Consider the following 12,722-nt stretch of genomic DNA (forward strand, 5'->3'; position numbering starts at 1 on the left):
CTCAGGTGAAGTTCGTAAAGTATTTACTAATCCTTGCAGTATGTTGCATCGTGCTGGGAGCAGCCTCGATTTTCGGCTTGTACAAATATGTCGAGCCGCAGCTGCCCGACGTCGCAACGCTGAAAGATGTGCGGCTGCAGATACCGATGCAGGTCTACAGCGCCGATGGCGAACTGATCGCCCAATACGGCGAGAAACGCCGCATTCCGCTGAAACTGGATCAAATTCCGCCGGTGATGGTGCACGCATTCATCGCCACCGAAGACAGCCGCTTCTATGATCACCATGGCGTCGATCCGGTCGGCATCTTCCGCGCCGCCTCCATCGCGTTGGTCTCCGGCCACGCTTCGCAGGGGGCCAGTACCATTACCCAACAGCTGGCGCGTAACTTCTTCTTAAGCCCGGAACGCACCCTGATGCGTAAAATCAAGGAAGCCTTCCTGGCGGTGCGCATCGAGCAGATGCTCACCAAGGATGAAATCCTTGAGCTGTATCTGAACAAGATCTATCTGGGTTACCGCGCCTACGGCGTGGGCGCCGCCGCGCAGGTCTATTTCGGCAAAGACGTCAGCCAGCTGACCCTGAGCGAAATGGCGACCATCGCCGGCCTGCCGAAAGCGCCATCCACCTTCAACCCGCTCTATTCGCACGATCGCGCCGTTGCCCGTCGCAACGTGGTGCTGTCGCGCATGCTGGACGAACACTACATCACGCAGGCGCAGTACGATCAGGCGCGCTCCGAAGACCTGGTCGCCAACTACCATGCGCCGGAAATCAGCTTCTCCGCCCCGTATCTCTCCGAGATGGTGCGTCAGGAGATGATCAAGCGCTACGGTGAAAACGCCTATACCGACGGTTATAAGGTTTACACCACCGTGACCAAGCGGCTGCAGCTGGCGGCGCAGGAATCGGTGCGCAATAACGTGTTGGCCTATGACATGCGCCACGGCTATCGCGGCCCGTCAAACGTGCTGTGGAAAGTCGGCGAAGCGGCCTGGGATCGCAAACAGATTGTCGACTCGCTGAAAAACCTGCCGAACTACGGCCCGCTGGCGCCGGCGGTGATCACCGCCGCCAACCCGCAGGAAGCGACGGCGATGCTGGCCGACGGCAGCAGCATTGCCCTGCCGATGGCGACCATGCGCTGGGCGCGCCCATACCGTTCGGACACTCAGCAGGGCCCAACGCCGAAACGCGTCACCGACGTAGTGCAGGCCGGCCAGCAAGTGTGGGTGCGTAAAGTGAACGAAGCCTGGTGGCTGTCGCAGGTGCCGGACGTCAACTCGGCGCTGGTCTCTATCAACCCGAACGACGGCGCGGTGAAAGCGCTGGTTGGCGGCTTCGATTTCAACCAGAGCAAGTTCAACCGCGTCACGCAGGCCCTGCGTCAGGTGGGCTCGAACATCAAACCGTTCCTGTACACCGCCGCGATGGATAAAGGCCTGACGCTGGCCACCATTCTGAATGACTTGCCGATTACCCGTTGGGATGCCGGCGCCGGCACCGACTGGCGGCCGAAGAACTCGCCGCCGACCTACGACGGCCCGATTCGCCTGCGACAGGGGCTGGGGCAATCGAAGAACGTGGTGATGGTGCGCGCGATGCGCGCGATGGGCGTCGATTACGCGGCGGAATATCTGCAGCGCTTCGGCTTCCCGGCGCAGAATATCGTGCATACCGAATCGCTGGCGCTGGGGTCCGCCTCCTTCACCCCGATGCAGCTGGTACGCGGCTACGCGGTGCTGGCGAACGGCGGTTACCTGGTCGATCCGTACTTCATCACCAAAATTGAAGACGATAACGGCAATACGGTGTTCGAAGCCAAACCGAAAGTGGTGTGCGGCAGCTGTAACCTGCCGGTGATCTACGGCGATACCCACCGTTCGGCGGTGCTGTCCGACGACAACATCGAAAACGTCGCCACCTCGCAGGAAGGCAACAACAGCACGGTGCCGATGCCTCAGCTGGAGCAAGTCACCCCGGCTCAGGTACAGCAGGACGGCGACCAACAGTATGCGCCGCACGTCATCAGCACACAGCTGGCCTTCCTGATCCACGACGCGCTGAACAGCAACATCTTCGGCGAACCGGGTTGGATGGGTACCGCCTGGCGCGCCGGCCGCGATCTGAAACGTCATGATATCGGCGGCAAAACCGGTACCACCAACAGTTCCAAGGACGCCTGGTTCTCCGGCTATGGCCCGGATACCGTGACCTCGGTGTGGATCGGTTTCGACGATCACCGCCGCGACCTGGGCCGTTCGACGGTGTCCGGCGCTATCCCGGATCAGATTTCCGGCGGTGAAGGCGGTGCCAAGAGCGCCCAGCCGGCATGGGACGACTTTATGAAAACCGCGCTGGAAGGCATCCCTGAGCAGAAAGTCACGCCGCCGCCGGGCATCATCAGCGTCACCATCGACAAGAGCAGCGGCAAGCTCTCAGGCGGTGGCGGCGGCAGCCGTTCCGAGTACTTCATCGAAGGAACGCAGCCGACGGACTACCCATCGCGCGATACCGGCACCACGTTGACCGATCCGGGCGGCGAAAGCCACGAGCTGTTCTGATCGAAAAGGGCCAGAGAAATCTGGCCCTTTTTTATTCGGCGTGAAGCGTATCAGCGCGACGCGCGCAAAAATGCCTCGGAAAGGAACAGCGCGCTGACGTTGCGCGCCTCGCGGAAATCCGGTTCCGCCAGCAGCGCCATCATGTTGGCGATCGGCCAGCGCACCTGCGGCAAGGGCTCCGGCTCATCCCCTTCCAGGCTCTGCGGATAGAGATCGTGCGCCAGCACGATATTCATTTTGCTGGAAAAGTAGGACGGCGCCATCGTCAGCTTACTGAGAAAATCAAAGCGTTTCGCGCCGTACCCCACCTCTTCCATCAGCTCGCGGTTGGCCGCCTCCAGCACCCCTTCACCGGGATCGATCAGCCCTTTCGGGAACCCCAGCTCATAGGATTCGGTGCCGACCGCATATTCGCGGATCAGCAGCAGGTCATCGCCAATCACCGGCACGATCATCACCGCTTCGCGATCCGAAGGCCGCATGCGCTCATACACCCGCCGAACACCGTTGCTGAATTCCAAATCGACCGACTCGACGTTAAACAAACGCGAACGCGCGACCGTTTCCACTTTCAGAATTTTAGGTTTTTGCAGGTGTTTATCCATGATTGCCTCAAAGAGGTTACCCAGGCGCGGACGGGGCAACCGAAAAAATGATTGGCGTAACGCACGGCTCGTTGGCGCTCAAACGCTGACCAAATTCGATCCTGATCACATTGTGCGTTAAGGGCAAGCTCCGCCGCAACGCGCATGAACAGTAATTTACTTTCTTTTAACAAGCGTAGCCAGCGGCCGGCGATTTTCCGTACTGATTCAGCAAACAGCGCGCAAGAAAATAGGATAATACCGATATCGACGACAGAGGCCGGTTGCTAGTATCACGCAGGCAAGAATCAGTGATAAAATGGCCTTGCGTCATGAAGGAATGAGATCCAGAGCGAGAATCTGTTTGTTCCCTCATTAGTTCTGGGTGCCTCCTGGCGGTTTACTCCGTATAATATTCAGCTTTTCATCAAGTTGGCGAAATTCACGGGTGTGAGATGGGGATTGCATGAGCACAATAGTGTTGATATTGGCCTTAGTGCTTGTCTGCCTGATTGCCGCCGGCCTGTACCTGTGGTTCAAGGCCCGCAACCCGTCGGCGCTGGCGCACGCATTGCCGTTTATCAAGCCTGCCCACCGCAAGCTGACCGACGAAGAGCGCGCCGCGGTCGAGTTCTATCTCAGTCAGCAAAACAAACTGAGCAACAAACTGTTGCCCGGCGGCGGCGCTACGCTGCCCGCGGCCAAGCTGGCGCTCACCCCGCAAAGCGATAACGTATATCCGGTCACGCACGCCATCACCCGCTACGGGCTGGCCAGCGACGATCCCAATAAATGGCGCTATTACCTCGACGCGGAAGAGGTGCATCTGCCGCCGTTTTGGGAACCCTATATCACCGCCGACAACCATGTGGAAGTGATCAGAACCCAGACGCTGCCGCTGGTGATTTCGCTCAACGGGCACTCGCTGAAAGATCACATTCACGACCGGCCGCAGCCGCCGGTGGTGGCCACCACGCCGACCAAAAACGCGTCCATCCGCAAGGAAGAGAGCGAGCATGTCGAGCTGGTCAATATTCGCAAGGAAACGCCGGAAGAGCATGCGCTGAACCGGCCGAACGGCATCCGCGAAGCCGTCATCATCTCCGCCGCACTGCTGCTGCTGTTCTTCAGCCTGATAAGCCCGGTGCTGGTTATCCCCTGGATGATTTTTGTGGCGGTGCTGATGATCGCCTGGGGATGCTGGAACCTGTTCCGCCGTCCGGCGTCGCGTGAGCTGAAAGAGATCCACTGCCTGCGCGGCACGCCGAAGCGCTGGGGCCTGTTCGGCGAGTCCGATCAGGGGCAGATCAGCAACATTTCGCTCGGCATCATCGATCTTATCTACCCACCGCATTGGCAGCCGTACCTGACTCAGGATCTGGGCAAGACCACCGATGTGGACGTCTACCTCAATCGGCAGGTAGTGCGCCAGGGGCGCTTCCTCTCGCTGCATGACGAAGTGAAGAATTTCCCGCTGCAGCAGTGGGGCCGCAACGCGGTGCTGGTCGCCAGCTCGGCGCTGGTACTGCTGTTGCTGTTGATCTATATCCCGCTCAACCTGCCGCTGACCCTCAGCATGGCCTGGCTGCAGGGTGCGCAAAAAGTGGAAGTGACCAGCGTGCAGGCCCTGGAAGCCACGCCGCTGCGCATCGGCGACACGCTGAAAGTGCGCGGCAGCGGCATGTGCTATGTGCCGCCGCCGGCCAACGGTGGCGGCACCGTCAATTTTGCGCCGTTCGACTGCTCCGGCATCTATTGGAACAACGCTGCCCCGCTCCCGCAGCCGGAATCGGAAGTCATAGACAAAGCGACGGCCCTGCTGGCCACGGTCAACAGCCAGCTGCATCCGAGCGGCGCCGATCAGAAGGTCAACCCGCAGCTGGCCAGCGCCATCGAGAAATCCGGCATGATCCTGTTGGATGACTTCTCTGATATCGTTTTGAAAACTCAGGATTTATGTCAGGCAGAAAACGACTGCGTGCGGTTAAAAAACGCCTTGGTCAACCTGGGCAACGCCAAAAACTGGAGCGGCCTGATGAAACGCGCCAGGTCCGGCGCGCTGCAAGGTGTCAACGTTCTGCTGCGCCCGGTGAGCGCCGAGTCGCTGGAAAGCCTGACCAAAGTGGCCACGTCATCGTTCATCTTCAATGAAACGCGCCTGGCCGCCGCGGCGCTCAACAGCCCGCCACCGGGCGGTTTCCTGATCCGCAGCGACGAAGGCCGCCAACTGGTCAGCCACCCGCAATCCTCGGTGCCGCAAAGCGAATACAACGCCCTCGACCAGTGGAATGAGCTGCAGCGCCTTTCCACTCTGCTGTTGCATACCCCGTTCCAGGCCCAGGGGGTGATCACCAGCCTCAGCGTCGATGCCAACGGCACCCGCCACGTGGCGCTGCACAGCGAACCGGACATGATCACCCTGTGGCGTTACCTCGGCACCAGCCTGCTGTTGCTGGCGGTGGTCGTCAGCCTGGGCTATAACGCCTGGCGGCTGGTGCAGCGTCGGCGCATAAATCAACACCGCGTCGCCGATATCCAGCGTTACTACGACAGCTGCTTCAACCCGCAGCTCAATCCGATGTCGATGCGGCCGATGCCCTGAACCTGACGCCGGGGCCTCCGCCCTGTCATCTGCTTATGCTACGCTAACGCTATTATTCTCATCTGCGGACCGCCCGTCGGTTCGCCCGTGGAGTTTTTATGGTTCCCGAGTTTGATTGGCCGCAGATCGATACCGTGCTGCTGGATATGGACGGCACCTTGCTGGATCTGGAATTCGACAGTCACTTTTGGCTCAGCCTGGTGCCGCAAGCGCTGAGCGAAAGGCGCGCCATTCCGTTTGACGAAGCCCGCAATATTATTGAGCGGGAATATCAGGCGGTGCAGCACACCATGAATTGGTATTGCTTCGATTACTGGAGCGAGCGGTTGGATCTGGATATCTACCGCATGACCAGCGAAGTGGGCAGCCGCGCCCGGCTGCGCGAGGACACCGAGCCATTTTTACGGGCGCTGCGCGGCGCCGGCCTGCAAACCATTTTGCTGACCAACGCCCATCCGCACAGCCTGGCGGTGAAAATCGAGCATACCGGTCTGGATCGGCACCTTGATTTATTGTTTTCCACCCACACATTTGGTTATCCGAAAGAAGATCAGCGTCTGTGGCAGGCGGTGCAACAGCACACCGGGTTCAACCCGCAGCGCACGCTGTTCGTCGACGACGGCGAGCCGATCCTCGACGCGGCGCGCACTTTCGGCATTCGTTACTGCCTGGGCGTGCAAAACCCGGACTCCAGCACGGCGGAGAAAAGCTTCCAGCGCCATCCGTCGATGCGCGACTATCGCCTGCTGATACCGGCGCTGGCCAAGGGGGAAGCATGAAGGAAAAAGCGACGCGCGACGACGCGGTCCGGCTGGATAAGTGGCTGTGGGCCGCACGCTTCTACAAGACCCGCGCGCTGGCGCGCGAAATGATCGACGGCGGCAAGGTGCATTACAACGGCCAGCGTGGCAAGCCGAGCAAGATTGTCGAACTTAACGCCGAGCTCAAGCTGCGGCAGGGCAACGAAGAACGTACGGTGATCGTGCTGGCGCTGACCAGCCAACGCCGCGGCGCCGGCGAGGCGCAGCAAATGTATCAGGAAACCGAAGCCAGCATCGCCAACCGCGAAAAAATGGCGCTGGCGCGCAAGATGAACGCGTTGACCATGCCGCATCCGGACCGTCGTCCGGACAAAAAGGAGCGGCGCGACCTGATGAAATTTAAATTTGGTGAGCCGGAATAACCCCTCACCGCAATGAGAGAAGATTATGTCCAACCATGACCAATTGCACCGTTACCTGTTTGAAAACTACGCGGTGCGCGGCGAGCTGGTTACCGTCAGCGAAACCTATCAGCAGATCCTGAATAACCACGACTACCCGGCGCCGGTGCAAAAACTGCTGGGCGAGCTGCTGGTCGCCACCAGTCTGCTGACCGCGACCCTGAAGTTCGACGGCGACATCACCGTTCAGCTGCAAGGCGACGGCCCGCTGAAGCTGGCGGTGATCAACGGCAACAACCGCCAGGAGATGCGCGGCGTTGCGCGCACCCAGGCGCCTATCGCCGACGACAGCACCTTGCATCAGATGATCGGCAACGGCGTCATGGTCATCACCATTTCCCCGACGGAAGGCGAGCGCTATCAGGGCGTCGTCGGCCTGGAAGGTGAAACCCTGGCCGAATGCCTGGAAGCCTACTTCCGCCAGTCCGAACAGCTGCCAACCCGCCTGTTCATCCGCACCGGCGAAGCGGAAGGCAACGCCGCGGCGGCCGGTATGCTGCTGCAGGTGCTGCCGGCGCAGGACGGCAACCTCGATGATTTCGATCATCTGGTGCAACTGACCAACACGGTCAAAAGCGAAGAGCTGTTCGGCCTGCCGGCCAACGAAGTGTTGTACCGCCTGTACCATCAGGAAGAGGTCACCTTGTACGAACCACAGGACGTGCAGTTCCGCTGCACCTGTTCTCGCCAGCGTTGCGCCGACGCGCTGCTGACCCTGCCGACCGACGAAGTGGCGGACATGCTGGAGCAGGACGGCAATATCGACATGCACTGCGACTACTGTGGCAGCCACTATGTCTTTGACCCGGTTGATGTTGCCGCGCTGTATGCGGGTAACACCGGCGAAAGCGACCAGTTGCACTAAGTTACACCCTTTCGGCGGGCGCGCCCGGCGCCCGCCAACGCCCGCCGTTTGCACGTTTGCTTTTTTCCGTGTGCTATCTCTCAGATCGTAACGAAATACCGCCTAAAACGTTAAATATTTGATACCCATCGCGGTTACGCACCGTTAGATCCCTACAATTGCCGCCAGAAATTCTGTGACCAAGGAGTAGTAACATGCGCGTTAAAGGTATAACCCCTCAGGATCTGGCCGCTTACGGCATTCACGACGTTAGCGAAATCGTTCACAACCCGAGCTATGAACTGCTGTTTAAGGAAGAAACAGACCCATCTCTGGAAGGTTTTGAGCGTGGGGTAGTCACCAAGCTGGGTGCCGTCTCCGTCGATACCGGCATCTTCACCGGCCGTTCGCCGAAAGACAAATACATCGTCCGCGACGACATCACCCGCGATACCGTGTGGTGGGCCGATCAGGGCAAAGGCAAGAACGACAACAAACCCCTCAGCCCGGAAGTGTGGGCCGATCTGAAACACCTGGTCACCGAGCAACTGTCCGGCAAGCGCCTGTTCGTGGTGGATACCTTCTGCGGCGCCAACGCCGACTCGCGCCTGAAAGTGCGCTTCATCACCGAGGTGGCCTGGCAGGCGCACTTCGTGAAAAACATGTTTATCCGCCCGAGCGACGAAGAGCTGGCTGACTTCGAACCGGACTTCGTGGTGATGAACGGCGCCAAATGCACCAACCCGAACTGGCAGCAGCAAGGCCTGAACTCGGAGAACTTCGTCGCCTTCAACCTGACCGAGCGCATGCAGCTGATCGGCGGCACCTGGTACGGCGGCGAAATGAAGAAAGGCATGTTCTCGATGATGAACTACCTGCTGCCGCTGAAAGGCATCGCCTCGATGCACTGCTCGGCCAACGTGGGCGAGAAAGGCGACGTGGCGGTGTTCTTCGGCCTGTCCGGCACCGGCAAGACCACCCTCTCCACCGATCCTAAGCGTCAGTTGATCGGCGATGACGAGCACGGCTGGGACGACGACGGCGTGTTCAACTTCGAAGGCGGCTGCTACGCCAAGACCATCAAGCTGTCTGAAGAAGCCGAGCCGGACATCTACCACGCCATCAAACGCGATGCGCTGCTGGAAAACGTTACCGTGCTGGCCGACGGCAGCATCGACTTCAACGACGGTTCGAAAACCGAAAACACCCGCGTTTCTTACCCGATCTATCATATCCAGAACATCGTCAAGCCGGTGTCCAAGGCGGGTCACGCCACCAAGGTGATCTTCCTGACCGCCGACGCTTTCGGCGTGCTGCCGCCGGTATCGCGTCTGACCGCCAACCAGACTCAGTACCACTTCCTGTCCGGCTTCACCGCCAAACTGGCCGGCACCGAGCGCGGCGTAACCGAACCGACGCCAACCTTCTCCGCCTGCTTCGGTGCCGCGTTCCTGTCGCTGCACCCGACGCAGTACGCCGAAGTGCTGGTGAAACGCATGCAGGCCGCCGGTGCCCAGGCTTACCTGGTCAACACCGGCTGGAACGGCACCGGCAAACGCATCTCGATCAAAGATACGCGCGGCATCATCGACGCCATCCTGAGCGGTGAGATCGACAAGGCGGAAACCGTCACTCTGCCGATCTTCGATCTGGCGATGCCGACCGCGCTGCCGGGCGTGAATCCGGAGATCCTCGATCCGCGCAATACCTACGCCAGCCTCGAGCAGTGGCAGGAAAAAGCGCAGGATCTGGCCGAGCGCTTCATCACCAACTTCGACAAATACACCGACACGCCTGCGGGCGCCGCGCTGGTCAGCGCTGGCCCGAAGCTGTAATTCGGTAGCATTACCTCTTCAGCTAAGGCGCGGATCCCGCGCCTTTTTTTATTTTTTCGTGATTGCTTTTTGACCAGTGAGACGAGAAAATAAGTCAATGCAATCATTGATAGCAAAGGAGGTTTAAATGGCGACTATCACCGTCAGAAATCTGGACGACGAAATCAAAGAACTGCTGCGTATTTCAGCGGCGAAAAACGGCCACTCCATGGAAGAGGAAGCGCGCATGATCCTGAAGCAGGCGCTGGTGAAAAAGCCGCCGCGCTATGGGTTAGGAACACGCATGCATCAGTACTTCGCCGAATTCGGCGGCGTTGAGTTGGAGATCCCCCCACGTGATGAGGCCCCTCATCGTATCGTCAACTTTGATGAAGATGATGAAAAATGATTGTGTTGGATACCAACGTCGTTTCGGAATTGCTGCGGCCGGCGCCTCACTACAATGTATTGCGCTGGTTAGATGAGCAGGATACGTATCGGTTCTATTTGAGCGCCATCGTGGTTGCGGAGTTGTATACGGGCATCGCCTGCATGCCTCACGGCAAGAAACAGCTCGAACTGCAAACTAACCTCGGCGACATGCTGCAGGAAGAGTTTTCAGACAGAATCTTACCCTTTGACGTCGGCTGTGCGATGCAGCATGCGGAATTAATGGGCGCCAATCGCCGCCGAGGCATTGGCGTCAGCATGCCCGATACCCAAATCGCCGCCACCTGCCTGCATTATGGCGCCACCCTGGCCACCCGCAATACCAAAGACTTCCTCCACTGCGGCATCGAGTTAATCGATCCGTGGCAGGCGCCGACCGGCCGTCGGTTGCATGAAGATGCGGCGGAATACTACGTGATGAGCAGAAAGTCCTGACGGGGCCGCAGCGGCGCGGCCCACACCAGAGGTCAGGCGTTTTCCCTGGCCGTTTGATGGCCGTTGGTCGACTCTTTTTTCTCCATCGGCAACGGAATATACGCGCGGATCAACAGCCCGCCGCGCTCGCTGGTGCCGATATCCAGTTCGCCGTCATGCGCGTCGATAATGCGCTGCACGATCGCCAGCCCCAGACCGGTGCCGCTGGTGCTGCGCGCGCTGTCACCGCGTACGAACGGCTGCAACAGGTGCTTCAACTCGTCCGGCTTGATGCCCGGACCGTCATCTTCCACCTGGAACCAACCGCGCTGCAGCTCACGGCCGCTGCTGACCTTGATCCAGCCGTTGCCGTAACGCGCCGCGTTCACCACCATATTCACCGCCGCCCGCTTAATCGACAGCGGATGCACATTCATCATCAGCTCGCCCGGCGACAGCGCGGTTTCAATCACCCGCTCATAGCCGCTCTCGGCCGCGACCACTTCGCCTAAAATGGCGTTCAGATCGCTGCTTTCGGTCGGCATTTCCTGCCCGGTGCGCAGATAATCGATGAACTGCTCGATGATGGCGTTGCACTCTTCGATGTCTTTATTGATCGACTCGGCCAGATAGCCGTCTTCGGCGCTCATCATCTCCGTCGCCAGCCGAATGCGCGTCAACGGCGTGCGCAGGTCGTGGCTGACCCCGGCCATCAGCAACGTGCGGTCATCCGCCAGCTGCTTGACGCCCGACGCCATCTGATTGAATGCGCGAGTCACCGACCGCACTTCGGAAGCGCCATACTCGCGCAGCGGCGGCGGAATAATGCCCTTGCCCACCTGCAGCGCCGCATGTTCCAGCTCCACCAGCGGGCGGTTTTGAATACGAATAAACAGCCAGGCGCCGCCGATCGCCAGCAGCATGATCGCCAGCGTATAGCGGAACAGCGGTGAGAAGTCGCCTTGGTGGATTTCCGTCAGCGGCACGCGCACCCAGATATCGGGCTGCAGCCAGGTTTTCAGCCACACCACCGGGGAGTTCTTGTTCACCTCCACCCGCACATCGGTCGGCCCGCCGAGCTGCTGCGCCATCTGCTGGCTGAGGAACTGGTAGTGCTGCGCCCAGCGCAGGCCGCTCTCCTCCGCCGCCGAGTTGGTGTAGAGAGAGATGCCCAGTTCGCGGTAGATCTCACGGCGGAACGCCGGCGGCACTTCCAGCAACGTGCCGTCTTCCAGCTGCAGCCGATCGGTCATCAGCATACGCACTTCGTAGGCCAATACTTTGTTGAACTGCTGCAGGCTGGGCAGGATGGCGAAGTTCAGCACCACCAGATAGGTCGTCACCAGGCTGACGAACAGCAAGGTGACGATCAACAACAGGGTTCGGGCAAACGAGCTACGCGGTGAAAAGCGCAATCGCCTCATGCCTTACTGCCGTCCGGGACGAAGACGTAGCCGAGACCCCACACGGTCTGGATATAACGCGGATGCGCCGGATCTTCTTCAACCATGCGGCGCAGGCGAGAGATCTGCACGTCGATGGAACGCTCCATGGCGCTGTATTCGCGGCCACGCGCCAGGTTCATCAGCTTATCGCGCGACAGCGGTTCACGCGGGTGGCTGACCAGCGCCTTCAGTACCGCGAACTCGCCGCTGGTCAACGGCATCGGTTCGTCTTCGCGGAACATCTCGCGGGTGCCGAGGTTCAGTTTGAATTTGCCGAACGCGATCACCGCTTCTTCCTGCGAAGGCGCGCCCGGCAGTTCGTTCGCCTGACGGCGCAGCACCGCACGGATACGAGCCAACAGCTCACGCGGGTTGAACGGTTTAGGAATGTAGTCGTCGGCGCCGATTTCCAGCCCCACGATGCGATCGACCTCTTCGCCTTTGGCGGTGACCATAATGATTGGCATCGGGTTGCTCTGGCTGCGCAGGCGGCGGCAGATGGACAGGCCGTCTTCGCCCGGCAACATCAGATCGAGCACCATCAAATGGAAGGATTCACGAGTCAGCAAGCGATCCATTTGCTCAGCGTTGGCAACGCTGCGAACCTGGAAGCCCTGCTCGGTTAAATAACGTTCTAAAAGCGCGCGCAGGCGCATGTCATCATCGACAACCAGGATCTTATGATTCTCTTGCATGGTATTACTCCCAAAGGCTTTATTGCCTGACTCGAATATTGTTAGAAAACCTTGCCATTTGAGACAGCGTTTAATGGTATGTATTCTA

11 protein-coding genes are annotated in these 12,722 nt (G+C 59.6%); 8 read left to right on the plus strand and 3 right to left on the minus strand.

Annotation, left to right across the window (positions count from 1 at the left end; genetic code table 11):
* Window positions 1-5: 5 nt before the first annotated feature.
* Window positions 6-2,564, plus strand: coding sequence for a peptidoglycan glycosyltransferase/peptidoglycan DD-transpeptidase MrcA (gene mrcA / locus AC2CGI_RS21630; protein WP_031300057.1), 2,559 nt, complete (start codon window positions 6-8; stop codon window positions 2,562-2,564).
* A gap of 50 nt (window positions 2,565-2,614) precedes the next feature.
* Here mrcA and nudE read toward each other — a convergent pair whose 3' ends face one another.
* Entirely contained in the window at window positions 2,615-3,169 is a 555-nt protein-coding gene (nudE, locus tag AC2CGI_RS21635; protein WP_015379304.1) for an ADP compounds hydrolase NudE, read from the minus strand.
* A gap of 445 nt (window positions 3,170-3,614) precedes the next feature.
* On the opposite strand from nudE, the gene AC2CGI_RS21640 reads away from it, so the two are divergent.
* The 7 genes from AC2CGI_RS21640 (at window position 3,615) to AC2CGI_RS21670 (ending at window position 10,515) form a co-directional block, all read left to right on the plus strand.
* Window positions 3,615-5,750, plus strand: a complete 2,136-nt coding sequence (locus AC2CGI_RS21640) for an intracellular growth attenuator family protein (protein ID WP_076741272.1) — start codon at window positions 3,615-3,617, stop codon at window positions 5,748-5,750.
* 98 nt (window positions 5,751-5,848) lie between these two features.
* Entirely contained in the window at window positions 5,849-6,529 is a 681-nt protein-coding gene (gene yrfG, locus AC2CGI_RS21645) for a GMP/IMP nucleotidase (protein ID WP_004930298.1), read from the plus strand.
* Window positions 6,526-6,933 carry a ribosome-associated heat shock protein Hsp15 gene (gene hslR / locus AC2CGI_RS21650; RefSeq protein ID WP_015379306.1) on the plus strand — a complete coding sequence of 136 codons (408 nt, stop codon included), beginning with the start codon at window positions 6,526-6,528 and terminating at the stop codon, window positions 6,931-6,933. Before yrfG ends, hslR begins: the two co-directional genes overlap by 4 nt.
* A 25-nt stretch (window positions 6,934-6,958) precedes the next feature.
* Complete coding sequence (gene hslO, locus AC2CGI_RS21655; protein WP_015379307.1) at window positions 6,959-7,837, plus strand: Hsp33 family molecular chaperone HslO; 879 nt, start codon at window positions 6,959-6,961, stop codon at window positions 7,835-7,837.
* Between the two features lie 194 nt (window positions 7,838-8,031).
* Window positions 8,032-9,651 carry a phosphoenolpyruvate carboxykinase (ATP) gene (pckA, locus tag AC2CGI_RS21660; protein WP_015379308.1) on the plus strand — a complete coding sequence of 540 codons (1,620 nt, stop codon included), beginning with the start codon at window positions 8,032-8,034 and terminating at the stop codon, window positions 9,649-9,651.
* 127 nt (window positions 9,652-9,778) lie between these two features.
* Window positions 9,779-10,039 (plus strand): FitA-like ribbon-helix-helix domain-containing protein, encoded by a 261-nt coding sequence (locus AC2CGI_RS21665; protein WP_015379309.1) that lies wholly within the window; start codon window positions 9,779-9,781, stop codon window positions 10,037-10,039.
* On the plus strand, window positions 10,036-10,515 hold the full coding sequence (locus tag AC2CGI_RS21670) for a type II toxin-antitoxin system VapC family toxin (protein ID WP_076741273.1): 480 nt from the start codon (window positions 10,036-10,038) through the stop codon (window positions 10,513-10,515). The genes AC2CGI_RS21665 and AC2CGI_RS21670 overlap by 4 nt, the downstream gene beginning before the upstream one ends.
* 32 nt (window positions 10,516-10,547) lie before the next feature.
* Here AC2CGI_RS21670 and envZ read toward each other — a convergent pair whose 3' ends face one another.
* Window positions 10,548-11,918 carry a two-component system sensor histidine kinase EnvZ gene (gene envZ, locus AC2CGI_RS21675; RefSeq protein WP_031300055.1) on the minus strand — a complete coding sequence of 457 codons (1,371 nt, stop codon included), beginning with the start codon at window positions 11,916-11,918 and terminating at the stop codon, window positions 10,548-10,550.
* Window positions 11,915-12,634 carry an osmolarity response regulator transcription factor OmpR gene (gene ompR, locus AC2CGI_RS21680; protein ID WP_004709363.1) on the minus strand — a complete coding sequence of 240 codons (720 nt, stop codon included), beginning with the start codon at window positions 12,632-12,634 and terminating at the stop codon, window positions 11,915-11,917. Before ompR ends, envZ begins: the two co-directional genes overlap by 4 nt.
* Between the last annotated feature and the right edge of the window lie 88 nt (window positions 12,635-12,722).

Source organism: Serratia sp. LSHTC3 (genome assembly GCF_057197125.1).

What these genes read in the sequence shown, in the direction of transcription:
- nudE (WP_015379304.1), bottom strand. Translation starts at nt 3,169, where the DNA reads ATGGATAAACACCTGCAAAAACCTAAAATTCTGAAAGTGGAAACGGTC.
- AC2CGI_RS21640 (WP_076741272.1), top strand. Translation starts at nt 3,615, where the DNA reads ATGAGCACAATAGTGTTGATATTGGCCTTAGTGCTTGTCTGCCTGATT.
- yrfG (WP_004930298.1), top strand. Translation starts at nt 5,849, where the DNA reads ATGGTTCCCGAGTTTGATTGGCCGCAGATCGATACCGTGCTGCTGGAT.
- hslR (WP_015379306.1), top strand. Translation starts at nt 6,526, where the DNA reads ATGAAGGAAAAAGCGACGCGCGACGACGCGGTCCGGCTGGATAAGTGG.
- hslO (WP_015379307.1), top strand. Translation starts at nt 6,959, where the DNA reads ATGTCCAACCATGACCAATTGCACCGTTACCTGTTTGAAAACTACGCG.
- pckA (WP_015379308.1), top strand. Translation starts at nt 8,032, where the DNA reads ATGCGCGTTAAAGGTATAACCCCTCAGGATCTGGCCGCTTACGGCATT.
- AC2CGI_RS21665 (WP_015379309.1), top strand. Translation starts at nt 9,779, where the DNA reads ATGGCGACTATCACCGTCAGAAATCTGGACGACGAAATCAAAGAACTG.
- AC2CGI_RS21670 (WP_076741273.1), top strand. Translation starts at nt 10,036, where the DNA reads ATGATTGTGTTGGATACCAACGTCGTTTCGGAATTGCTGCGGCCGGCG.
- envZ (WP_031300055.1), bottom strand. Translation starts at nt 11,918, where the DNA reads ATGAGGCGATTGCGCTTTTCACCGCGTAGCTCGTTTGCCCGAACCCTG.
- ompR (WP_004709363.1), bottom strand. Translation starts at nt 12,634, where the DNA reads ATGCAAGAGAATCATAAGATCCTGGTTGTCGATGATGACATGCGCCTG.